Origin of the sequence: Streptomyces coacervatus (assembly GCF_029223485.1) — a bacterium.
GTDB classification, from domain to species: domain Bacteria; phylum Actinomycetota; class Actinomycetes; order Streptomycetales; family Streptomycetaceae; genus Streptomyces; species Streptomyces coacervatus.
In genome coordinates this window covers 258,721-281,489 of sequence record NZ_JARHTP010000001.1, presented here as the reverse complement: position 1 = coordinate 281,489, position 22,769 = coordinate 258,721, and the positions used below count along the sequence as shown (strand labels likewise).

The following is a 22,769-nucleotide window of genomic DNA, read 5'->3' as shown; positions in this document are numbered from 1 at the left end:
TGCTGCCCCCATCGCCATACTGTAGACAATATTCAGTCGACAGTGTTCGGCAGAGTTCGACTGTGCGGCCATCTCCGCGGTATCCCTCGACCGAACGGAGCTCCCTCGTCATGAAAGTCGCAGTTCTCGGCGCCGGTGCGATCGGCGCCTACGTCGGTGCCGCGCTCCACCGCGCCGGCGCCGATGTGCATCTCGTCGCCCGTGGACCGCACTTGGCGGCCATGAGGCAGCAAGGAGTCCGGGTGCTCAGCCCGCGCGGCGACTTCACCGCGTACGCCCACGCCACCGACGACCCGGCCGAGATCGGCCCGGTCGACTACGTCCTCCTGGGCCTGAAGGCCAACTCGTACGCGGCGTGCGGGCCGCTGATCGAGCCCCTTCTGCACGACACCACGGCGGTGATCGCCGCCCAGAACGGCATCCCCTGGTGGTACTTCCACCGGCACGGCGGCCCCTACGACGGCCATCGCGTCGAGAGTGTGGACCCGGACGGCGCGGTCAGTGCGGTGCTCGCGCCTCAGCGGGCCGTCGGATGTGTCGTCTACGCGGCCACCGAGCTCGAAGGGCCGGGTGTCGTACGGCACTTGGAAGGCACCCGGTTCTCCATCGGTGAGCCCGACCGGAGCGTGTCGAAGCGCTGCCTGGAATTCAGCGAGGCCATGCAGGCCGGAGGGCTCAAGTGTCCCGTCGAGCCGGAGCTGCGGGGCGACATCTGGGTCAAGCTGCTCGGCAACATCTCCTTCAACCCGATCAGCGCCCTGGCCCGCGCCACCATGCGGCAGATGTGTCTGCACGGCGGCACCCGCAAGGTCATCGAGACCATGATGGCCGAGACCCTTGCCGTCGCCGAGGCGCTCGGCTGCGAGGTCGGCGTCTCCATCGAACGCCGCCTGGCCGGCGCCGAACGCGTCGGCGACCACCGCACCTCCACGCTCCAGGACCTGGAGCGCGGCAAACCGCTCGAACTCGACGTACTCCTCGCGGCCGTCGTCGAGTTGGCGGAGATCACCGGCGTGGAGGTGCCCACCCTGCGCACCGTGCACGCCATCTCGGACCTGCTCGCGCTGAGGAGCGCCGCATGAAATCTGGGGGCCTCACATGAGGAAACGGCAACCGAAGACCTACACCCGATTGACGCACCCCCTCGTCCGCGACTCCCGCAACGAGCCATTCCGGCCGGCGAGTTGGGAGGAGGCCCTGGACCGGGCGGCGCGCGGCCTGGAGCGCGGCCGCGGCGCGTTCGGCATGTTCTCCTGCGCCCGCGCGACCAACGAAATGAACTACGTGGCGCAGAAGTTCGCGCGGGTCGTCATGGGCACCAACAACGTGGACTCCTGCAACCGCACGTGTCATGCGCCGAGTGTGGCCGGCCTGAGCTCCGCCTTCGGCTCCGGCGGCGGCACCTCCTCGTACGAGGAGATCGAGCACACCGACGTGATCGTGATGTGGGGCTCCAACGCCCGCTTTGCGCACCCGATCTTCTTCCAGCACGTCCTGAAGGGGATCAGGAACGGCGCCCGGATGTACGCCGTCGACCCGCGCCGCACCTCCACCGCCGAGTGGGCGGAGAGCTGGCTCGGCCTCAACGTCGGCACCGACATCCCGATGGCACACGCGATCGGCCGCGAGATCATCCACGCGGGCCTGGCGAACGAGGCGTTCATCGAGCGGGCCACCAGCGGCTTCGAGGAGTACAAGAAGCTCGTCGAGCCGTGGACGCTGTCCCTCGCCGAGAAGGTGACGGGCGTACCGGCGCGCGCCATAAGGGAGTTGGCGCACGCCTACGCCCGTGCCGAGCGCGCCCAGCTGTGCTGGACCCTCGGCATCACCGAGCACCACAACGGCACGGACAACGTCCGGGCGCTGATCAACCTCTCCCTGCTGACCGGCCAAGTGGGCCGATACGGCGCCGGTTTGCAGCCCCTGCGCGGCCAGAACAACGTGCAGGGCGGCGGCGACATGGGCGCGATCCCCAACCGCCTCCCCGGCTTCCAGGACCTCCTCGACCCCGACTCCAGGCTGAAGTTCGAGTCGGCCTGGGACACCGTCATCCAGCCGCACTACGGGCTGAACCTGACGGAGATGTTCGAGGCGATGGAGGAGGGCACGCTCAAGGCCGTCTACTGCATCGGTGAGAACCCGGCCCAGTCGGAGGCGGACAGCGAGCAGGCCGTACGGCGCATGAAGCAGCTGGACTTCCTGGTCGTGCAGGACATCTTCCTCACGAAGACGGCCGAGCTCGCGGACGTGATCCTGCCCGCGACCGCCGGCTGGGCGGAGACCGACGGCACCACCACCAACAGCGAACGGCGGGTTCAGCGGGTCCGGCGTGCGGTCACCCCGCCCGGCGAGGCCCGCGAGGACATCGACATCATCTGCGAGCTGGCTGCGCGCCTGGGTCACGACTGGAAGTACGCCGACGCCGAGGCCGTCTGGAACGAGCTCAGGTCCGTCTCGCCGGACCACTACGGGATGACGTACGAGCGCCTGGAGGAGCAGCAGGGCATCCAGTGGCCGTGCCCGAGCACCGACGAGCTCGAACCGACGTATCTGCACGGCCGGTTGTGGGAGAAGGACCCGGTCAGGCGCGGCATGCCGGCGCCCTTCGGGATCGTCCGGCACGATCCGCCGGTCGACCTCACGGACGAGGAGTACCCGATCCGGCTGACGACCGGGCGGCGGCTCGACTCGTACAACACCGGTGTGCAGAGCGGCGGTTTCGCCTCCCCGCTCAGGCGCGGCGAGTACGTCGAGCTGTGCCCGGAGGACGCCGAGCGGTACGGGGTCGTGGTCGGCGAGGAGGTGCAGGTGTCCTCACGGCGGGGCTCGGTCGTGGCGCCCGTATGGGTCGACACGGCTCTTCGGCCCGGGCTCGCCTTCATGACCATGCACTTTCCCGACGAGGTGGACACCAACCAGCTGACGATCGAGGCGAACTGCCCGATCGCGGGGACGGCGGAGTTCAAGGCGTCGGCGATCCGGATCGACAAGCTTCCGGTTGCGACCATCGTGAGGTGACGTAAGTGGATCTGCACTTCGGCGACAGCAAGCCGACGGACGACGAACGGGCCGCCGTGGACGCCCTGTTGGGCCCTCCCGAGTCCTCCTGGGAGGGCGCGGACCGTACAGACGCCGACCTCAGATGGGCTCGCGGTGGCCGCGAGGCCCGGGAGCGGCGCGACCTGCTGTTGCCGGGGCTGCACGCGATCAATGACCGGATCGGCTGGATCAGCGAGGGCGCCCTCGACTACCTGTGCCGTCGGCTGACCGTGCCCCCGGCGGAGGCGTACGGCGTCGCGACCTTCTACGCGATGTTCTCGCTCAAGCCACGCCCGGCGACCGTGCTGCACGTGTGCACGGACCTGGCGTGCGCGGCCGCCGGAGTGCCCGGCCTGTGCGCCGGGATCGAGGCACGGCTGGGGCCGGGCAGTGGGGTGAGTGTCGAGCGCAGCCCCTGTCTCGGCCTGTGCGAGCGGGCTCCGGCGGCACTCGCGATCAAGGCGGGAGACCCGGTGCGTACGGCGGTGTCGGCACCGGCGACGGTCGAGGCGGCCGTACTCGCCGCGAGTGCGCCCGACTCGGCGCCGGAGGAACCGCCGGCCGCGGCAGCCGTACCGCAGACGGGGCAGGACGGCCTCCTTCTGTTGAAACGCGTCGGCGTCGTCGACCCGTCGAGTCTCGACGACTACCGCGCCCACGGCGGCTACACGGCCCTGCGCCGGGCCTTCGAGCTCGGCCCCGCCGGGGTCATCCGCGAGGTGACCGACTCCGGCCTGGTCGGCCGCGGCGGCGCCGCCTTCCCCACCGGCCGCAAATGGCAGGCCACCGCGTCGCAGCCCGACCACCCGCACTACCTGGTGTGCAACGCGGACGAATCCGAGCCGGGCACCTTCAAGGACCGCGTGATCATTGAAGGGGACCCGTATGCGCTGGTCGAGGCGATGACGATCGCCGCGTATGCGATCGGTGCGCACCAGGGGTACGTGTATCTGCGGGGCGAGTACCCGCGGGTGCTGCGTCGCCTGGAGCACGCGATCGCGCAGGCACGCGCGCGTGGCTTCCTCGGCGACGACGTCCTGGGCCAGGGCTACGCCTTCGACATCGAGATCCGGCGCGGTGCGGGCGCGTACATCTGCGGCGAGGAGACGGCCCTGTTCAACTCGATCGAGGGCTATCGGGGCGAGCCGCGTTCGAAGCCGCCCTTCCCGGTGGAGAAGGGCCTGTTCGGCAAGCCCACGGTCGAGAACAACGTGGAGACGCTGGTCAATGTCCTGCCGATCCTGACCATGGGTGCTCCGGCGTACGCGGCGATCGGCACCGGGAGGTCCACCGGGCCGAAGCTGTTCTGCGTCTCGGGCAGCGTGGACCGGCCCGGCATCTATGAGCTGCCGTTCGGCGCCACGCTCGGCGAGCTGCTCACCGAGGCCGGCGTACGGGACCGTCTGCGGGCGGTGCTGCTGGGCGGCGCGGCGGGCGGCTTCGTACGGCCGGACGAACTGGACATCCCCCTCACCTTCGAAGGCACTCGGGAAGCGGGCACGACGCTCGGTTCCGGAGTCGTCATGGCCTTCGACGACACGGTCCCGCTGCCCCGGCTGCTTCTGCGTATCGCGGAGTTCTTCCGCGACGAGTCGTGCGGGCAGTGTGTGCCGTGCCGGGTCGGGACCGTGCGCCAGGAGGAGGCGCTGCACCGGATCGCGGAGCGCACGGGCGCGGTAGCCGCCGGCGACATCGCTCTGCTCAGGGAAGTCGGCCGCGCGATGCGGGACGCCTCGATCTGCGGTCTGGGGCAGACCGCGTGGAACGCCGTGGAATCCGCCATCGACCGTCTGGGGGCGTACGAATGACCGTGACACCGCTGGGGATCCCGCGCCGGCTGCTGGAGTTCACCGTCGACGGGGAGCCGGTGCGGGCGCCCGAGGGTTCGACGATTCTCGACGCCTGCCGGGCGGCCGGGAAGGACGTGCCGACCCTGTGCCAGGGCGACACGCTCACCCCCAAGAACGCCTGCCGTGTCTGCGTCGTCGAGGTCGAGGGCGCCCGCACGCTCGTCCCGGCCTGCTCCCGCAGGGCCGAGCCCGGTATGGAGGTGCGGACGGACACCGAGCGCGCCCGCCACAGCCGCAAGATCGTCCTCGAACTTCTCGCCTCCTCGGTCGACTTGTCGACGACTCCACAAGTCGCCGAATGGATCAAGGAGTACGAGGCGAAGCCGGACCGTTTCGGCCCGGACGCCGCCCGCCTGGGCGAGGAACCCAAGGTCGACAACGATCTGTATGTGCGCGACTACGACAAGTGCATCCTCTGCTACAAGTGCGTGGACGCCTGCGGCGACCAGTGGCAGAACACGTTCGCCATCTCGGTCTCCGGCCGCGGCTTCGGCGCCCGGATCGCCGTCGAGCACGACGCCCCGCTCACCGACTCGGCGTGCGTGTACTGCGGCAACTGCATCGAGGTCTGCCCCACGGGAGCGCTGTCGTTCAAGTCGGAGTTCGACATGCGCGCGGCCGGCACCTGGGACGAGTCGGCACAGACGGAGACGACGACCGTGTGCGCCTACTGCGGAGTGGGCTGCAACCTCACTCTCCACGTGCAGGACAATGAAATCGTGAAGGTCACCTCCCCACACGACAACCCGGTGACCCACGGCAACCTCTGCATCAAGGGCCGCTTCGGCTACCAGCACGTACAGAACCGGGACTGAGACACGACATGGGACGAGTCACGGAACGACGCAAGGTGATCCGCATCCGGGACGGGGCCATCTCCACCCGCCCGGACACGCTGGTCGCCGAGGAACCGCTGGAGATCAGGCTGAACGGCAAGCCGCTCGCGATCACCATGCGCACCCCGGGCGACGACTTCGCGCTGGCCGCGGGCTTCCTGGTCAGCGAGGGCGTCCTCGCCGAGCAGGGCGATCTGCAGAACATCGTGTACTGCGCGGGAGCCACGGTCGACGGCTCGAACACGTACAACGTGGTGGATGTGCGGACCTCGCCGGGCGTGACGATCCCCGACATCACCCTCGAACGGAACGTCTACACCACCTCGTCCTGCGGGCTGTGCGGCAAGGCGAGCCTCGATGCCGTACGCACGACGGCCCGCTGGCCGATAGCCGACACTCCCCCGGTCCGCGTCGAACCCGAACTCCTCGCGAGCCTCCCCGACCGGCTCCGCGCGGCCCAGCGGGTCTTCGACCGGACCGGGGGTCTGCACGCGGCGGCCCTGTTCACGGAGGACGGCGAGCTGGTCGACATACGGGAGGACGTGGGCCGGCACAACGCGGTCGACAAGCTGGTGGGGCGTGCCCTGCAGAACGGCGACCTGCCGCTGTCCCGCAGCATCCTCCTGGTCTCGGGCCGGGCCTCCTTCGAGCTGGCGCAGAAGGCGGTCATGGCCGGGATCCCGGTCCTGGCGGCGGTCTCGGCGCCCTCGTCGCTGGCCGTCGACCTGGCCGCGGAGACGGGCCTGACCCTGGTGGGCTTCCTGCGGGGCGCCTCCATGAACGTGTACGCGGGCGAGGACCGCATCGCTCTGCGGACCGCGGCCGCCCAGGGGTGAGGGGCTCTCCGCGACACGGCGGCGGGGCCCGGCCGGCGGGGAGCGCCCCCTGCGCCGGCCGGGCCGGAACCGTGCCGCCCGGCCGTACGGACCTCCCGTAGAGCCGTGACGACGTACGGAAATCCAGTACGGCCGAAACAGGGACAGAACCCCACGCTGTCCCTATCGTGAGAAGGGCCCGCACGGGGGAGGGCCCATGGCGCCACGACCGCTGCCACAGCTGCCGCAGTACGACACGGACGCCGTCACACGTCTGCTGTGCGCGCACGCGCATCTCGACGAGAACTTCGCGCTGGACGCGCTGGACGAGTTCACCGGGGACCGTCTCAAAGCCGTCGGGCTGCCTCTCGGGATCAATCTGGTGGCGCTGGTGCGGCACGCGGCGGCGGCGCAGTTACGGCGCAGACGGCGGGACCGCCTGCTGACGGTGCTGCTGGTGGCGATGGTCGCCGCCGTGCCGGGTGGCGTCCTCGCCCTGGTACAGGGGCAGCGGTCCGCCGCGGTGGCGCTCGGTGCCCTGCTGGTGGGTGCGGGCGTCGTCGCGGCGGGGGTCGTGCACCGGACCGAGCACTCGGCCTGGGTGGCGGCCCGCACGGTCTTCCGCGACCCCGGCAAACCCCTGAGCCAGGCTCCTCCTCTCGACCGAGCCACCGAGGACCGGCTCACCTCGCTGCGGCAGATGAACGTGGTCCCCTACGACGCGAGCGTCGAGGCCCGCAACCCCTTCGTGGGCAGCGGCATCAAGATCCGGGAGAGCGTCTGGGCACCGATCGACGTCGGTACGGCGGCCGCCGGGAAGACGATCAAGCCCTTCGACGCGGTGGCCCTGCACGGCTTCCTGGCCCGGGAGATGACGACGATCACCGGCCTGACGGAGCTGCGGGCCCGCAACCGCCTGTACATCCGCGGCCTGCATGTGAGCCATGTCGGCCGGCAACTGCTGCCGGACCCGCTGAAGGCCCCCAACTCCCGTATCGACAAACAGCTTGTACAGGCCGGGGCGAACCAGGCGGGCGCGGCCATGGCGACGTATCTGAGCCTGGAGATGGTGGGCCGCGGCGGCCGCTATGTGGTGTCCGTGCATCTGCGGGCCAGGCTGCTGCAGACCCGGCTGTCCTGGGAGGTGGCCGCGTACGTACTGCCGCCCCTGCAGGAGGAGTTCAGCCGGGTGGCCGCACTGCCGCTCGGCGGTTTCGAGGAGTGGTGGCTGCTGGTGCGGATCACGCTGGCGAACTGGCGTGTCCTGCTGACCGGAGCACCCGGCCGCATCCGGCACCGCCGGGTCCGGCGGGTCCGGCACGCGCGGGCTCTGGAGAAGGACCGGCGGGACATCTCGAAGTACCACGTGGTGTACGACTACGGGGCATTCGACAGCCTCCGCGAGCGTGTATCGGGCATCACCATGGCCTACAACGAGGTCATGGATGCCACGGACGCCTTCCAGCGCATCCACGAGTCCGTGATGATCGCCACGGAACGGTTCCTGCGCGCCCACAACGTGGACACGGCGGCCCTGGACAAGGTGCGGACCGTGATCAACAACCAGAACAACTTCGCCGGTCCCACCTGGGGCAACTTCGGCAACGACGGAAAGTTCGTCATGAACCAGTACCAGGCGTCCCCGGCGGGCGGCGGGCAGGGATCCCCTGGGCAGCAGGGCCAGCAACCGCAGCAGCCGGCCAACCCGCACACCTGAGCCGGGTGTCAGGATCCCGAGACGGAGACATCGCGATGACCACGAACAACTTCTCCGGCCCCACCTTCGGCAACTTCGGCGACAACGGCACGTTCCACATGAACGCCCCCGTCAACGCCCCCGCCGCGCAGAGCTCCGATCCGGTGGCCCTGGCCGCCGAGCTCATCCGCCAACTACGCGCAGAGCAGCCAGAGTTGGCTCCGCAGGCCGAGCAGGTCCACCGTGAGCTGGTGCGCGCCGGCGAGCACAACCGGCAGGCCGACCAGGGCCGTATCCGCGGCTGGCTGGAGACGATCCAAGCCGGTTCGACCACCACCAGCGGGGTGCTGGCCCTGGTGTTGTCGCTCGGCCGGGCCGTGGGGCTGCCGATGTAGTCGGCCCGGCGGGCTCACCCCGCCCGCGGTCAGTGTTCGCGCACGACCGCCCGGGCGAGGCCGAGGTCGACCTCCAGGCCCGCGCGCAGCGGCACCGTCTGGCCCGGCGCGACCTGCTGGGCGGTGCCGTCGCTCCGGCGGGTGCTCCAGGTGGTTCCGGTCCGGTTGGCGAGCCCGTACTTGCCGGGCTTCTGCGGGTGTTCGACGAGTTCGGCGACGAGGCCGTCCGGGCCGTAGCGGTGCCGGTCGGGTTCGGCCTGGAGGTGGTGGGCGTACACCTTCGCCTTGTGGCGCAGCCGAAGATGCCGTTCCACCTTGGGCATACGGGTGGTGACCACGAGCCGCGGGGGCAGCATGAGCGTGTGCCGGCAGCGCCAGCACACCCCCGGTTTCGTCTCGCGCGGCTCCGTCAGGTTCTGCTTGCCGCAGTCGGCGCAGACCACGATGGTGTCGCGGACCTCGCTGAGCGCGTGCCTCCACTGGGTCTCGCGGACCCGGTGCGAGGCGTCGCGCAGGCCGTCGGTGAAGTTCTGCACGAAGAGCTTCTGCAGCACCGGCGGGATGGTGGGCCAGGTCAGCAGGACCGTGCGGTGTTCGTCGGGGTCGGGGCAGTTGGCGTCGTTCTCGGGATCGAAGACGAACACCGGACGCTTGCCGAACAGCCGTCGCTCGGCGGCCTCGTCGAGGCAGTTGATGTCCAACTCGGCGCGCCCCTTGAGGGGGTGATGGTTCGTCAGCAGCATGAAGAGGAGCACGGAGAGGGAGTGCAGGTCGGTCTGGGTGCCGGGCATCGCACCCGGGTCGCCGCGGACCAGCTCCGGCGCCATGAACTCCATCGTGCCGGCGATGCCGGTGACCTCGCCCTCGCCCACGGCGTTGTCGTTGTCGCAGACCAGGACGTCGCCGTTGTCCGGGTCGAAGAAGAGGTTGCCGTAGGAGATGTCCCGGTAGGCGATGCCTTTGGAGTGCAGCGCCTGGTACGCCTCGACCATGTGCAGGCCCGCGGTCACCAGGGCCAGCGGGGAGGTGTCCAGTTCCCGGCGGAAGAGGTCGGGCAGGCCGCGGAAGCGTTCGGGGCGGATGTCCATGAGGTAGCCGAAGCCGCTGCGGGGCCCGGTCACCATGGCCTGCGGCCACAGGAACCGGTCGTCGGTGAAACCGCGGCCGACGAGGTTGTGGACGATGTCCCACTGCTCCGCGGTGGCGCAGCCCGGGTAGTACCACTTGAGGGCCTTCTCCCCCATCGCGCCCTTGACCTGGTAGACCTCGCCCTGGCCGCCGGAGCCGAGCAGGCCGGAGACCACCATCTCCTCCCCGTCCTCGGTCGTGAGCCGGGTACCGGTGGCCAGCATGCCGGACATCAGTCCTCCTCTTCGCGTCCCCCGTGCGGAGGCAGTGTTCGCCGGTTGCGGGCGACGACGGCCGTGGTGTCGTCGCCGGAGTACCTGCCGGCCTGGGCCAGCCATCCCTGCAGGGCCTCGTCGACCGCCGCCGGGCCCTCGGCCGTGATCCGCCGGTCCACGTCCCTCACGAACCGCACGAAGCCGTCGCGTTCGGCGAAGCTGTTGGACAGTCCGTCGGTGGAGAGGGCGACCATGCGGGGCAGCCGGCCCGGATCGCCCGGCAGCGCGCAGTGCACCCGCATCAGCTGCCAGGCGCGGCGGCTGCACATCGACTCGGTGTCGTCACCGAGTTCGGGGCGGGCGGGGGTCAGCGGCTGGGTGAGGGATCCGTCGTCGTCGACGACCACCAGGTCCCCGTCGCCCAACTGCCAGGCTGCGAACAGGCCGTCGGTGAGCACGACACCGATCAGGGTGGTGCCGAAGGGGCGCAGCGACTCGTACAGACGGGGCTGTTCGCCCAGTGACTCCCCGTCGGTGCCGAGGACCTGGCGGCGCCATTTGAGGACGAGTTCGCGCGGCATGCGGTCGTGGGCGTCGGTCCACAGCCGGCGGAATCCTCCGGGGCCGCTCCCGGCGGCGGCCCGGGCCCGCACGGCGAATTCGATGCCGCTGGCGGTGAAGACCTCCACCGCGTGCCGGGAGCCGACATGGCTGCGCGGATGGACGGGTGCGCCGTGGCCGTCGGCCACCGCGAACACCAGGTCGCCGTCGGAGGTGACCCGGACGGCACTGGAGTCCTGGTTGCGCCGTTTGGCGGGGCCCTGCGCCGACTGGTAGAGCACGTCCCAGTACTTCTCCTCGCGCAGCACGGTCACCACACGTCGTCGTCATCGTCGTCATCGAGCTGGGGCGGCGCGTAGGCGGGGGCGAGCTGTTTGCCGCCGCTGCCGGAGTCGCCCGAGACGACCGGCTGGGAGGCGGCCTTCACGGCGGCGGTGGAGGCCCAACGGATCGCGGCGGCCAGCTGTTTGGGGCTGTTCGCGTCGAGCACCGGCAGCTCGGGGTTGGCGAGGAACTCCTGCAGGACCGAGCGGTCGGCATCGCCGCCGATGGCGATGGCGACGCGTACGGCCTTGCGGCCCCAGGGGGTCGCGTCGATGGCCTTGAGTCCCTCGCGCCAGTCCTCGTCCAGCGGCTGTCCGTCGGACACCAGCGTCAGCACGGGTTTGAGGGCCCGCCGGGGCATGGGCGGCGTCTCCAGTTCGCGGGCGACCGCCTTGAGGGCGTCGCCGAGGTTGGTGCCGCCGTCGACACCGACCTCCTGCCAGGTGAACTGCTCCACCGGGACGGGTGTCGCAACGTGCCAGCGGGGTGTCGCGGAGAACGTCAGGACTCGCACCATCAGCTGCGCGGACGGCTGGTCGTGCGCCACCGCGCGCATCTCCGGAATGGCCTCGCGGATCGCGTAGTTGACGGTGCCGATCTTCTCGCCGCTCATCGAGAAGGACACGTCCAGGATCCAGATGAAATGGACCGGACGGCTCTCCATGGGGCCGCCGGGAATATCGCTCACTCTCGTGTCCTCTCCCTGACGCCGTGAACGGGTTCGCCGCCTCGGCCTACGCCGGCCACCCCACCGTCAGCAACACGAGCGTGCCGGTGGTCACCAGCGCCGACACGACGAACAGGCCCAGCACCAGGCGGCGTCCGCGCGCCGTGTGATCCGGTACGAGACTCATCGCCGGCTCCCCCGATTTTTCCTGTGCAGGCCCACGGTAGACCTCTCGGCGCGGGCCGTCATGGGTTTGCTCCGGCGTCTGTGAGCAGGGATTTCACTGGCAGCCCGGTGGTTGCCAGCAGCCACAGAAGTGGCGCGGCGGCATGTCGTCCCTCGCTCTCCAGGGCGTCTGCGCCGGTGGCCGCGCGGGCGCTGACGGCCCAGTAGCGCACCTTCCCGAAGTCATGGCCGAGCCCCAGGACGAGATCGCCCAGTCCCACCCCGGCCAGCCAGGTGTCGAGCGGGTCGCGGGGCCGGGGTATCGAGTGGTCGAGCCGGTCGAGCGCGTCGCGTTTGGTGACCACCGCGGCGACGGGGGTGCGGTCGCGCCGGCGGGACATCTCCGTGAACTCGCCCACCAGCCGGTCGTACGTCTGCTTGGGGCTCTCGGGCGAGGGGCGGGCCTCGACGGCGTACGGGGCGCCGGCTCCGTCGATTCTGCGCCGCACGTCGGGCACGGCGAGGACGTCCGCGACGAGGACGACGGCGTCGGCGTGGGCGAGGTACTGCTGCCGGCGTACGGCGTCCGCGTCGTCGTAGACGCCGCCGTGCGGGTCGTAGAGGTAGAGCAGTCTGCGGCGCCGGCCGCAGCCGATCTCCAGCATATAGGCGCGGGGCTGGGCCGCGGTGGTGCCGAGCACCCAGCCGCCCGTGTCCAACTGGCTTTTCAGCTGCTGGAGTTGGCGCCGGTCGTCCAGGGTGGCGCAGTTGGCGGTGAGCAGGCCGGCGCGTTCGAAGGAGGTGATCCCGGCCAGCATGGCGGCCATCAGCATGGTCTTGCCGGAGGAGGTGCCGCCGACGATCGGGATGTGCACGAGCCGTGCGGAGCCGAGCGAGGGCGGCAACGCACGGGCGCAGTACGGGCATTCGGCGGATTCGCGCGGTCGGCGGCCAGGAAACGCGGCGTTCAGGCGGCGGCCGCAGACGCACACATGCACGAAGACCCCGAACCGGCCCGGGTGCAGGCTGCGGTGGCGTTCATTGCAGCCGGGGCAGCGGTGGACGGGGAGCGGGATCGGCCGGTAGCAGCCGGGGTAGGGGCACTTCATCCGTACGCCGCGCGCCAGCAGTCGGGCCCGCTCCAGCCCGCGCAGTGCCTGCACGCACGCGCCGCGACCGGCACATACGAGGGTCAGCAGTGCGGCGAAGCAGGTCAGTACGGCGAGCAGGTACGCCACGGCGGCGAACGTGCCCGCCAGGGCCCCCACGGCGAAGCCCGGGCTGGTCAGGACCAGTCCGGCCCTGCTGAACGGGTTGCTGCCGCGCCGGTGCGAGGGCCACCGGCCGCGCAGGAGGTTGAGCGCGTCGTTGCCCAGCCACTCGCCGAACAGCAGCGTGTTGAGCAGGGCGGCGCCCGCCCCGACGGCCGAGACCACATCGGTCTGCAACTGCCCCGCCCAGTAGGACAGATGGGCGGACTCCTCCGGCACCGGCGGCAGGATCCGCGGGTCGGGCTCCTGGGCCCGCCACGGTCCCAGGCCCGCGGCGATCGAGCCGAGGGCCCGCCAGGCCGCCGCGGGTGCCGTGCACAGGACGACGAAGGCGGCGACGAGGGCGCTGTAGCCGAGGTAGCCCCAGAGCAGCCACTTGAGAAGGATCAACTGCCGTCTCCTTGCGGGTACTTCGGGCCCCGGCGGAAGAGCCGGCCGCCCCGACGGCCGGATCGTCCCGGCCGCAGCCACTCCTCGAAGGCGCGCACCCGGTCCGGGCCCGCCCGCTGCACTTCGCGGGTGGTCTCGGCGAGGTCCTGCGGTGTCCTGGCGCGGACCGCGGGACGCAGCACCTCCGCCAGGAGTGCCGTACGGGTCCGCTCCCAGGCGGGGTTGAGTCCGGCGCCGCCGGTCCATGCCACGAAGCAGGCCGCGGTGTAGGCGGGCGACACGCGCAGCCGGTCGCGTATGGCGTCGGAGCGCCCCACCCGCAGATAGCCGTCGAGCAGGGTCTCGTCCCCCGAGGCGAGCAGCCGGTCCAGTTCGCCCGGCGGGGGCTGCCGGGAGAGCAGGGCCCCGGCGACGGTGTCGGCGATGCGCTCGGCGACAGCCGGTTCCAGCGGCCGGGCGGCCCGGCAGTGGGCGAGGGCGGTGGCGGTGAATCCGGGCTCTGCCGTGCCGTCGGCGATCCGTCCGGCCAGGGCGAGCAGGTTGAGCGCGGCGCGTTCCCGGGGCCCGAGTTCTTGCGGGAGATGCCGCAACAGATCGGCGGCGAGCCGGGGCGCTGCGGGATCCTGGACGGCTGCGTCGAGCGCGGCGCCTTCCCCGGGCCCGACATCCTGCGGGAGATGCCGCAACAGATCGGCGGCGAGCCGGGGCGCTGCGGGATCCTGGACGGCTGCGTCGGGCGCGGCACGTTCCCCGAGCCCGACATCCTGCGGGAGATGCCGCAACAGATCGGCGGCGAGCCGAGGGGCTGCGGGGTCCTGGGCGGGTGCGTTGAGCGCGGCGGCGACGAGATGGGCCGCGATGCCGGACGACGTCAGCCACGACGGGGCCAGTTCGACCGCGAGGTGTCCGGCCTCGACCGTGGTCGGGGCGCCCTCCGGCCAGACCAGCCGGTGCGCGGTGCGCAGCACCGCTCCGTCGCCGAGGTGGTCGTCGCCCGCGGCGGTGACCAGCGCGTGGAAGGTGCGCAGCCGGTCCCCGCCGCCCGGCTTGCGGGCCAGGTCGCCCATGCGCAGGTACGGGCAGTCGCTGAGGTCCGCCGCGGGGACGACTGCGAGCAGTGCGGCGGCGAGCCGTGCGGGATCGTCACCGCGGGCCGCGGCCTTCTCGGCCGCCTCGACGACGGCCTGGGAGAGCTCCGGCCGGTCGGCCAGCACGTCCCCGAGGCCGGCCGGCCGCGCCCCTGCGAGCAGCGCGCCCACCACGGCGCGGACCAGGGCGGGACGGGCGGCCCGGGTGTCCACGCCGAAGGTGTCGGCCAGGACGAGCAGCCCGAGGAACCGCTCGAAATCGCTCTCGTCGCAGGCCGTGAGGGCGGCTCGCAGGTCGCCCCGCAGCCCCTCGGCGGCGGGGGTGCCGGCGAGGCCGGGGAACCGGGCGGCCAGCCGGGTCAGGGCCTGCCACTCCGCGGGCGTCCGTGGGTCGCCGCCCGCCGCGACCGTGGTGAACAGGCCCTCCAGGAACGGGACTTGCTGCCCTGCGCCATGCCGGGCCGCCCAGTCGGCGGCCGCCGTCCGCCCGGCCGAGTCGAGCGGGATGCCCTGCGCGGCGGCCGCCGCCGCGAGCCGCCCGGGATCGAAGGCTCCGTCCGCACCGTCCCCGGGCAGCGTCCCGGCGGCCTCGAACAGACGAGGCCGGCCGGCCAGCCAGACCGCCGCGGCGAGGTCGGCCCAGGGATCGGGGCGGGCGGGGGTCGAGGCGCCGCCGGTGCAGTCGTGGACCCGGTAGCGCGGGTCGCGGGTCGCGCCCGCGAGGTCGAAGTCGGCGTCCGGGAGCACACCCACCAGGTGCTGCCGGGCCCGGTCCGGGCGGCGGGTGTACGACGTGAAGGTGAGCCGCTGCGCCTCGTCGTGCGGCACGACGGCACTGGCCAGCGCGATCCACTGGACGACGGCGTACGCGTCGCGTTCCACGACGATCACCTGGGGCGGCTCGGCCCGGCACAGCAGTTCCCGCACTTCGGCCAGGAACGCGGGCAGCCGCTGGGCACGGGAGCGGGCGAACTCGGCGAGCCCTGCGGTCTCGAACCATCCGCCCGGGGGCAGTTCCTCGGGCTCGCCGCCGCGCGGGGTGCGGGTGCGCCAGCCCGGGGACCCCCACAGGGCGACGGGCAGCAGACCGCCGGGCAGCGCACTGCCGTCCGGGTACCACACGGCGTGGGCGTGGAAGTTGCCGTAGCGGCCGCTGTGGTCGACCCCGGTGTACACGCTGCGGCACAGCAGCCGGCTGCCGTCGGTCAGCCGGGTGTGGGTGAACGCCGGGGGAAAGGCGCCCAGTTGCTCGTCGGTGGGGCGGCGCGGAGCGGTACGGGGGGCCTCGTAGCCGATGATCTGCTCGATCTCGCCGAGGAGCCGGCGCGGGACGGTGTCGCCGACGGCGGTGAAGCGGAAGCCGGAGCCGTCGGGGCCGGGTGGCGCGGAGGTGTAGTGGAGGTGGGCGAGGCTCACTCGGCGACTCCCCTGGTTCGTCGGTTCGTCCTGCGGACGGGCAGCAGGCCCTGCTCGGCGAGGAGCCACAGCAGGGGGTCCTCGATACGGACGGGCTGGGGGCCGCCCGGGGGTGCCTTGTCCGGGGCGCCGGCCGGGGGCGGCGCCCCGAGCGCCGAGAAGCCGAAGTAGGACACGCGGGAGAAGTCCCGGTCGAGGCGGCGGCAGAGTTCGCCGCCGTCCCAGCCGATCAGCAGCGAGCGCACCTCTTCGTGGACGGCCAGCCGGTCGCTCTCGTGCAGTACTCCGTCGTCGTGGCGGGCGTTGGCGTGCAGCGGCGAGTGGGCCGGCAGCAGCGGGCGGACCATGTCCGTCTTGGTCAGCGCGACCGCCAGCGGGGTGTGCAGCCGGCCGCCCGAGCCGCGCCGCCCGTGGCTGCGCAACTGGGTGGCGACGTCGGCCGCGATCCGCTGCTGCGGGGCGGGCTCGAACGGCAGCAGCGGGCCGCTCGCCGACAACTCCTCACGGACGGACGGGAGTTGCAGGGGGTCGATGAGGAGGATGATGCCGTCGGCCGCGGCCAGATATCCGGTGTAGCGGTTCATCGCCTCGATGCCGCTCAGATCCTCGCCGGCCGCGTCGAAGAAGACGAGCGCGGTGTGCCGGGTGCCGGTGCCGCGGCGGCCGCCGGGCAGGCTCAGCCGATACAGCAGCGGGTCGTTGAGGGCGCGCGCCGCCGTGGTGGTGGGGTCCGGCATCAGGCCCAGGTCGTAGAGGTCGCGCTCCAGGTCCCGGTCGCGGGTCTGGGTGTCGCCGCCCATGGCGGCGACGGCGGCCCGGAAGGTGTGGCCCACCCGGTGGCGCAGCTCGTGCATCAGGACGGTGACGCAGGTGCTCTTGCCGACGGAGACCGCCCCGACCAGCGCGATGATCCTGCTCTCCTGGTCGCAGTAGTCGCTCGGGAAGTCGCTGTGGCATTCCTTGCAGACCCGGGTGGGAGTGGGGACGGCGCAGTCCGGACAGGGGACGCGCCCGCCCCGGGGTCGCAGTCCCCGCCGCGGGTGGAAGAGCGGCCCGCGCACCGCGGCCTGGGCGCCGATCGCGGGCCCCTTGAACGCCTCCCAGACCTCGTCGCGCACGGGATCGCAGGCCCGGCTGACACTGCCGCCGCCCCGGGACAGACACCGGTAGGGCAGTGCCGAGGCCGCGGCCCGGGCGAAGCAGTACGGGCAGATGACGTCGGTCATGTCAGCGCACCACCAGTCGCTCCCACGGCGGCTCGATCAGCCGCACGGACTCGGCACCGGGACCGAGCAGAAAGACCCGCAGGGCGTACGGCGGCCCGGCACCGCCCAGAGTGACCTCGATGTCACGCGGCACCAGCCGGCCGATGCCCAGCTCGGAACCCGACAGGCGCAGCAGGGTCGTACCGTCCCACGGGGACCGGGGGCGGGGCGGGTCCGACCCGGGCGGTCCGACGCCGGGCCGGGCGACGAGCACGACATCGGGCAGGACCACATCACGGAGGTCGGCCGGGGCGCAGTCGGCGCGGACGGTGATCCGGCGTTTGGCCCCGCTCCACCAGCTGGGCTTGCGTACGTCGTATGTGACGGTGAGGTCGGCCGGAAGTCGGAAGCTCGCGGGGGCCGCCGCGATCACCACGTCGGCGTCGGGCGGCACGGGCTCGATGTGGAAGTCGGCAGGAGCCGTGGTCACGGCGAACTCCAGGGCGCTGCGCCGGTAGGCGGCTCTGGTGATGATCCGCCGGGCCTGGGCTCCCGACTGGGTCCAGCGCAGCTCCACCCGGTCGGCGCGTTCGGGCCACTCGAAAGTGACCCGCACCTGTTCGGCGGCGACGCGCCGGACCCTGAAGTTCCGGACGGGCGCGGTGAGTTCGACGACGACCGACGCTCCGGTGGTGGCCCGCTCCTCGATCACGCTGACGGCGGTCAGCCGGAAGCGCATGCCGCGCCGCGGCGGCAGCAGCTCGACGCCGTGGGGCAGTGCCGTCGTCTCCCACTCCAGCGGGTCGGGCAGCTCCCGGACCGGCAGATCGAGTCCGGCTGCGGGCAGCGGCTTGTCGTAGAGCCGCACCTGGGATCCCTCGGCGCCGTCCCAGCCGACGGCGATACGACCCGGGCGCGGGCCGGTCGTGACGAACAGCCGGGTGACGGGGGCGGGCCACCACGGCACGGCGGCCCGGGCCACCACGCCGTCGGAGAGGGTTTCGCCGCCGTCGGGCAGCCGGTAGCGGCAGCGGATCAGATAGCGGTGCTCACCGGGCGGCACCGGTCTGTCGTCGAAGCCGTTCCCGTCCACCGCCACCCGGAAGGAGCCGCCTCGGGCTTCGAGCCGTTCGACCTGTACGGCGAGCGCGGCCGGCGGGGTGCGCCAGATCACGCTCACCCGGTCCCGGGCCTCCTGGACGCGGACGTTCTCGACCTCGGGCGCGTACCGCACCGGCGCGCCCAGCAGCGCGGGCCCGTCGAGTTCATGGCCTTGGACGGGCAGCACCACGTACTGGACGGTCTCGCCGGGGGTGACGTCCGCGTCGGTGAACGCGGGTCCCGGCGCACGGACGGCCAGCAGCATCCACGGTCCCGCCGCGCCACGGCGCCTGAGCACCCGATGGGGTCCGTCGCCGGGCCACTGGACACGGACTCCGCCGCCGACCGGCACGGCGGTCGGGCGCCGGGCAGGGTCCGGGTCGGCCGCGGTGCGCAGCAGGCCCGCGACGGCCGTGGAGTCGTCCACGGCGGCCCGCGCGGCCTCCAGGTAGAGCGCGGCGGCTGCGTCCGGGTCCCTGGCGTCCTCCAGTTCGGCCGCACGGGCGAGCAGCGCGTCGAGCCTGCTGTCCTGGTCCGCGATGTCGAGGACGAGCCGGCTGAGGCCGGCGTCCCGGCCCGGTTCGCCCAGCCGGACCGCGCAGTCGAAGGCCCGGCGGATCCGCCCGGCGCGCCAGGCGTCGACGATCTCCTCCGCGGCTTCCCTGCGGTCGGCGGTCGGGTGCGGTTCGTGCGCGGTGGCGTGAGCCAGCGCCTCGGCCTCCCAGGTGTCCACGCCCAGCGACGTCACGTCGTCGGCAGTGGGCGCCTGCGAACCGGTCCGCAGCAGGTGGAGGAGTTCGTAGAGGACGACCCGGCGCAGGGCCAGGGGGTGCGAGTCGAGGATCCGCGCGTAGTGGGTGAACAGCAGGTCGACGGTCGCGGCCTCGACGTCCGTACGGCCACGCCAGCCGTCGCGCGCCCGCGCCAGGACAAGGTGGTCGACCCGCGACCAGCGGCTCGTACGGCCCGGCACATGCAGCCCGTCGAGCACCCGGAAGCGGACCCGGCCGCTGGGGAAGAGCGCGTCGGCGGCGTGCCGCAGGCCCAATGCGCGCTGCAGGGCGAACAGTTCACGGGCCTCGGGGATCAACGGCGAGCGGGGCATGGGAGGAACTGCTTGCTGCAGTCCCAGCAGGGCCCCGAAGGCTTGCGGCATCGCTGCGTCCCCCAACGTCGATACCCCAGAGTTGCCATCTCACCAGATCGCCGTCCTGGGTGTCGACGCTTTCGACAGCCGCGACCGGCGCCGCGGCCGGGCGCGTGTGAAACCGGGAAACGCCTGGTGAGAGCGGGGTTCATGGGATCCGCCGCGGCTCGTTCAAGCGATCGTGAAGGTCACCTCGTCCACGCTCACGACCTTCCCCAGCCGCGGGAAGTCCAGCCGCACCGACGCCTCGTGCTCGGCGGCCGTGAACGCGGCCATGGCGTCCTCGACGAAGACCAGGTCGTAGCCGAGGTCGAGGGCGGCGCGGGCGGTGGACTCGACGCCGAGGTTGGTGGCGATACCGCCGAGGACGAGGGTACGGACGCCGTGTTCACGCAACCGCTCGTCCAGGCCCGTGCCCTGGAAGCCGCCGATCGTACGCTTCACGACCTCGATGTCGCCGTCCCGGGCGAGTCCGGCGACCAGGCCGCTGCCGGGCGGCTGTTCGGCGACGCCGGGCCGTTCGACGCGGACGAGGACGACGGTCGCGCCGGCCGACCGGAAGGCGTTCGCCAACTCCTCGGCGGCGGACAGGACTTCGGTGCCTTTGCGGGGCTCCACGGGCAGCGCGACGATCCGGTCCATCAGATCGACGAGGACGAGGGCGCTGCGCGCGGGATCAAGGGCGAGGGGTCCGATCATGACGGAACGTTATCGGCCGTCAGCCCTCCGTACCGGAGATCCGGGCCAACAGGCCCATGAGCCGGTCGCGTTCGGCGGCCGAGAGCGGCGCGAGCAGCTCGTCGTTGGCCGCGCGCGCCGCGCGCTCGCAGCGCTTCAGCAGGCGTGCGCCCTGCGCCGTGAGCGACACCGCGTTCTTGCGCCGGTCACTGGGGTCCGGTTCGCGTACGACGTGCCCTGCGGACTGCAGGTCGTTGAGGACACCGACCAGGTCCTTCGGGTCGAGCTGCACACTGCGCCCGAGGTCGGCCTGGGCGACGGGGCCGAGGTCGCGGACGGCGGAGAGCACCACGTGGTGCCACATCTTCAGCCCCTCCACGGCCAGCGCCTCGGCCACCAGCGCCCGGCCATGGGCGGCGGCGCGGCCGAGCAGCCAGCTGGGGAGGGAGCGGATCGCGGCGAGGGGGGCTTCGGGCATGCCGACAGCCTAGCGAAAAGCCGTTGGACTTCCCAACGACTCCCGGATACCGTTGGGCCTCCCAACGATTCCTGGAGGTGTTGATGCGCCGCGTCCGCTACGAATCCACCGGCAGCCCCTTGCTCCTGGAGGAGGCCCCGGCTCCCTCGCCCGGCCCCGGTGAACTCCTCGTCCGCTGCGAGGCCGTGGGCGTCACGCTGCCCGTCGTCCGCAAGGTCACCGAGGCCGCCGAGCCCGTCCCGCTGGGCGGGGAGATCGCCGGCGAGGTCGTGGCCGTCGGTGAGGGCGTCACCCGATTCCACGCGGGCGACCGCGTCACCGGGCTGTGCTTCGGGCACGGTTACGCGGATCTCGCGCTTCTGCACGAGGCCATGGCCTCCCCCGTGCCGGACTACGCCTCGGCGGTCGACGCGGTCGCCCTCGTCCGCAGCGGCCTCGTGGCCCTCGGCGCACTGGCGGCCGCGCACCCCGAACCGGGCGAGACGGCGCTGGTCACGGCCGCCGCGAGCGGAGTCGGCCACCTGGCCGTGCAGTTGGCCAGGGTGCGCGGCGCGGCCCGGGTGGTGGGCGCCGTGTCCGCCCCGGGCAAGGCCGGCTTCGTACGCTCCCTCGGCGCCGACGACGTCGTCCCGTACGACGCCGACAGCTGGGGAGATCCCGTCGACTACGCATTGGACGCGGTCGGCGGCGAACTGCTCACCCCGGCGATCGCCGCACTCGCCCCGGGCGGGCGACTGGTGGCCTACAGCTCGGGCGGCGGGACCATCCAGGCGTACGACCTCCTCGTCGGCGCCAAGTCCGTGATCGGCTTCCAGATGGCGCGGATCGCCCGCGGGAAGCCGGAGTTGTACGAGCACTGGCGTCAGGAGCTGTGGCGACTGTTCGCGGAGGGTGCGCTGAAGCCTGCCGTGCACGGGGAGTTCGCGCTGGAGGACGCGGCGAAGGCGCATGCGGTGATCGAGTCGCGGAGCAACCTGGGCAAGGTGGTGCTGCGGCCGTGAAATCTGGCACCCCGCGCGTGAAATCCGGCCCCGCGCCACTGGCATCTGGCGCCGCGCACCTGAAATTTGGCGCCGTGCGCCGCAAATCTGCATCTATGCGTCAGCCCTGACGCCCCGTCACCACCCATCCGGCGTAGTCCGCGGCCACGGCACACACCCGGCGGCAACTGGCTCGTTGTGTTCGGTGAGTTCAACGGGTCGCAGCCGGTGCGACCCGTCGTCCAAGTAGGAGCCAAGTAGGAGCAAGTAGGAGGCAGTCACTTGGATGCCGGCACCACCCTGCTCGGCTCGTTACTGGCGGCCACAGGCGTGCTGGGGGCAGCCGCCGTGGCGTATCTGGGCAAGCGCGGGGAGAACGCGCTGAGCGGCTACTCCAGCCTGACCGACAAGCTGCAGACCGAGCGCGACCGACTGGAACGCCAGGTCGCCGAACGGGACTCGCGCATCAGCGAGTTGTCCTCGTTACATGCCGCCGACCAGTCGGAGATCGCGCGGCTCAGGCTCGACATCCACCGACTGGGAGGTGCGCCGTGAGGTCCCGTTTCGAGCGGCTGCTCGCGCCGCGCTGGCGCAGTGTCTTCCTCGTCTGCGTGCTGATCGCGCTCTCCGGGATCGCCGTGATCCTGTGGGCGCGCATCGACGCCGGAGACCGCCGCGCCGACCAGATGCAGGCCGAGGCCGACCGCCGCGGCAAGGCCGTGTCCACGCTCGCCGCGGACGTCCGCGCCCTGCGCGCCCAGGTACAGGCCGGGGGTGGCACCCCGGCCGCACCCGACCCGTCCGAGGCGGTCGACGACCTGCTCGCCCGGGTCCGGGTGCCGGCGGCACCGCCCGGCGCACGCGGCGCGAAGGGTGAGCGTGGAGCCACCGGTGCGAGCGGTTCGGCCGGCGCAGGCGGGCCGCGCGGCGAACCCGGCCCGTCGGGGCCACCGGGGCCCGAAGGTCCGGAAGGCTCCCCGGGCCCGTCCGGTCCGCCCGGCGAGCCCGGTCCCACGGGGGCCGACGGAGCCGCCGGCCCCGAGGGCCGCTCGGGCATCGAAGGCACCCAGGGTTCTCAGGGCACCCAGGGGCCGCAGGGCGAGAAGGGCGACCCCGGCCCCCAGGGCCCCCCGGGCCCCGCCTGTCCCGACGGCTACACCCTCCAGACCCCCGCCACCGACCCGGACGCCCTGGTCTGCCGCAAGGCGGGCGCGGCCGCTCCGGCGCCGAGTCCCGGTCCCGCGGCCGTACTTCCGATCCTGCCGGCGCTGCGCCGCCGCGATCCCGGCGAGTAGCTGCACGGTTCTTGTGAGGCTCCGGAGGC

Annotated in this window: 19 protein-coding genes; 10 read left to right on the top strand and 9 right to left on the bottom strand. The window is 72.3% G+C overall.

What is annotated here, in order from left to right:
* The first annotated feature begins 110 nt into the window (after positions 1-110).
* The 7 genes from P2Q00_RS01275 to P2Q00_RS01245 all read left to right on the top strand — a co-directional run bounded on the left by P2Q00_RS01275 (position 111) and on the right by P2Q00_RS01245 (position 8,631).
* Positions 111-1,082, top strand: coding sequence for a 2-dehydropantoate 2-reductase (locus tag P2Q00_RS01275; RefSeq protein WP_275768613.1), 972 nt, complete (start codon positions 111-113; stop codon positions 1,080-1,082).
* A gap of 16 nt (positions 1,083-1,098) precedes the next feature.
* Entirely contained in the window at positions 1,099-3,018 is a 1,920-nt protein-coding gene (locus P2Q00_RS01270) for a molybdopterin oxidoreductase family protein (RefSeq protein WP_275768612.1), read from the top strand.
* Between the two features lie 5 nt (positions 3,019-3,023).
* The gene (locus P2Q00_RS01265; protein ID WP_275768611.1) at positions 3,024-4,847 is read left to right on the top strand and encodes an NADH-ubiquinone oxidoreductase-F iron-sulfur binding region domain-containing protein; all 1,824 of its coding nucleotides are present in this window, start codon (positions 3,024-3,026) and stop codon (positions 4,845-4,847) included.
* Positions 4,844-5,704 (top strand): 2Fe-2S iron-sulfur cluster-binding protein, encoded by an 861-nt coding sequence (locus P2Q00_RS01260; protein ID WP_275768609.1) that lies wholly within the window; start codon positions 4,844-4,846, stop codon positions 5,702-5,704. The genes P2Q00_RS01265 and P2Q00_RS01260 overlap by 4 nt, the downstream gene beginning before the upstream one ends.
* A gap of 8 nt (positions 5,705-5,712) precedes the next feature.
* Positions 5,713-6,561 (top strand): formate dehydrogenase accessory sulfurtransferase FdhD, encoded by an 849-nt coding sequence (gene fdhD, locus P2Q00_RS01255; RefSeq protein ID WP_275768608.1) that lies wholly within the window; start codon positions 5,713-5,715, stop codon positions 6,559-6,561.
* A 196-nt stretch (positions 6,562-6,757) separates the two neighbouring features.
* On the top strand, positions 6,758-8,257 hold the full coding sequence (locus tag P2Q00_RS01250; protein ID WP_275768606.1) for an AbeC-like domain-containing protein: 1,500 nt from the start codon (positions 6,758-6,760) through the stop codon (positions 8,255-8,257).
* 35 nt (positions 8,258-8,292) lie between these two features.
* Positions 8,293-8,631 (top strand): hypothetical protein, encoded by a 339-nt coding sequence (locus P2Q00_RS01245; protein WP_275768604.1) that lies wholly within the window; start codon positions 8,293-8,295, stop codon positions 8,629-8,631.
* A 29-nt stretch (positions 8,632-8,660) separates the two neighbouring features.
* Here P2Q00_RS01245 and P2Q00_RS01240 read toward each other — a convergent pair whose 3' ends face one another.
* The 9 genes from P2Q00_RS01240 to P2Q00_RS01200 form a co-directional block, all read right to left on the bottom strand.
* Positions 8,661-9,992, bottom strand: a complete 1,332-nt coding sequence (locus tag P2Q00_RS01240) for a protein kinase domain-containing protein (RefSeq protein WP_275768603.1) — start codon at positions 9,990-9,992, stop codon at positions 8,661-8,663.
* Positions 9,992-10,852: a protein phosphatase 2C domain-containing protein gene (locus P2Q00_RS01235; RefSeq protein ID WP_275768602.1), complete on the bottom strand. Its 861-nt coding sequence runs from the start codon at positions 10,850-10,852 to the stop codon at positions 9,992-9,994. The genes P2Q00_RS01240 and P2Q00_RS01235 overlap by 1 nt, the downstream gene beginning before the upstream one ends.
* Positions 10,846-11,523 carry a vWA domain-containing protein gene (locus tag P2Q00_RS01230; protein WP_275769447.1) on the bottom strand — a complete coding sequence of 226 codons (678 nt, stop codon included), beginning with the start codon at positions 11,521-11,523 and terminating at the stop codon, positions 10,846-10,848. Before P2Q00_RS01230 ends, P2Q00_RS01235 begins: the two co-directional genes overlap by 7 nt.
* A gap of 248 nt (positions 11,524-11,771) precedes the next feature.
* Positions 11,772-13,352, bottom strand: coding sequence for a TRAFAC clade GTPase domain-containing protein (locus P2Q00_RS01225; protein ID WP_275768600.1), 1,581 nt, complete (start codon positions 13,350-13,352; stop codon positions 11,772-11,774).
* Positions 13,349-15,856, bottom strand: a complete 2,508-nt coding sequence (locus P2Q00_RS01220) for a GTPase-associated protein 1-related protein (RefSeq protein WP_275768598.1) — start codon at positions 15,854-15,856, stop codon at positions 13,349-13,351. Before P2Q00_RS01220 ends, P2Q00_RS01225 begins: the two co-directional genes overlap by 4 nt.
* Entirely contained in the window at positions 15,853-17,082 is a 1,230-nt protein-coding gene (locus P2Q00_RS01215) for a TRAFAC clade GTPase domain-containing protein (RefSeq protein WP_275768597.1), read from the bottom strand. The genes P2Q00_RS01220 and P2Q00_RS01215 overlap by 4 nt, the downstream gene beginning before the upstream one ends.
* Before the next feature lies 1 nt (position 17,083).
* A complete protein-coding gene (locus P2Q00_RS01210) occupies positions 17,084-19,267 on the bottom strand; it encodes a hypothetical protein (protein ID WP_275768595.1) in 2,184 nt (727 codons plus the stop codon).
* A gap of 213 nt (positions 19,268-19,480) precedes the next feature.
* Positions 19,481-20,008 carry an isochorismatase family protein gene (locus P2Q00_RS01205; protein ID WP_275768594.1) on the bottom strand — a complete coding sequence of 176 codons (528 nt, stop codon included), beginning with the start codon at positions 20,006-20,008 and terminating at the stop codon, positions 19,481-19,483.
* A gap of 19 nt (positions 20,009-20,027) precedes the next feature.
* Positions 20,028-20,465 carry a MarR family winged helix-turn-helix transcriptional regulator gene (locus P2Q00_RS01200; RefSeq protein WP_275768593.1) on the bottom strand — a complete coding sequence of 146 codons (438 nt, stop codon included), beginning with the start codon at positions 20,463-20,465 and terminating at the stop codon, positions 20,028-20,030.
* A gap of 83 nt (positions 20,466-20,548) precedes the next feature.
* On the opposite strand from P2Q00_RS01200, the gene P2Q00_RS01195 reads away from it, so the two are divergent.
* The 3 genes from P2Q00_RS01195 (at position 20,549) to P2Q00_RS01185 (ending at position 22,740) form a co-directional block, all read left to right on the top strand.
* Entirely contained in the window at positions 20,549-21,466 is a 918-nt protein-coding gene (locus P2Q00_RS01195) for a quinone oxidoreductase family protein (protein ID WP_275768591.1), read from the top strand.
* A gap of 261 nt (positions 21,467-21,727) precedes the next feature.
* The gene (locus P2Q00_RS01190; RefSeq protein ID WP_275768589.1) at positions 21,728-22,000 is read left to right on the top strand and encodes a hypothetical protein; all 273 of its coding nucleotides are present in this window, start codon (positions 21,728-21,730) and stop codon (positions 21,998-22,000) included.
* On the top strand, positions 21,997-22,740 hold the full coding sequence (locus tag P2Q00_RS01185) for a collagen-like protein (protein WP_275768588.1): 744 nt from the start codon (positions 21,997-21,999) through the stop codon (positions 22,738-22,740). Before P2Q00_RS01190 ends, P2Q00_RS01185 begins: the two co-directional genes overlap by 4 nt.
* Positions 22,741-22,769 lie beyond the last annotated feature (29 nt).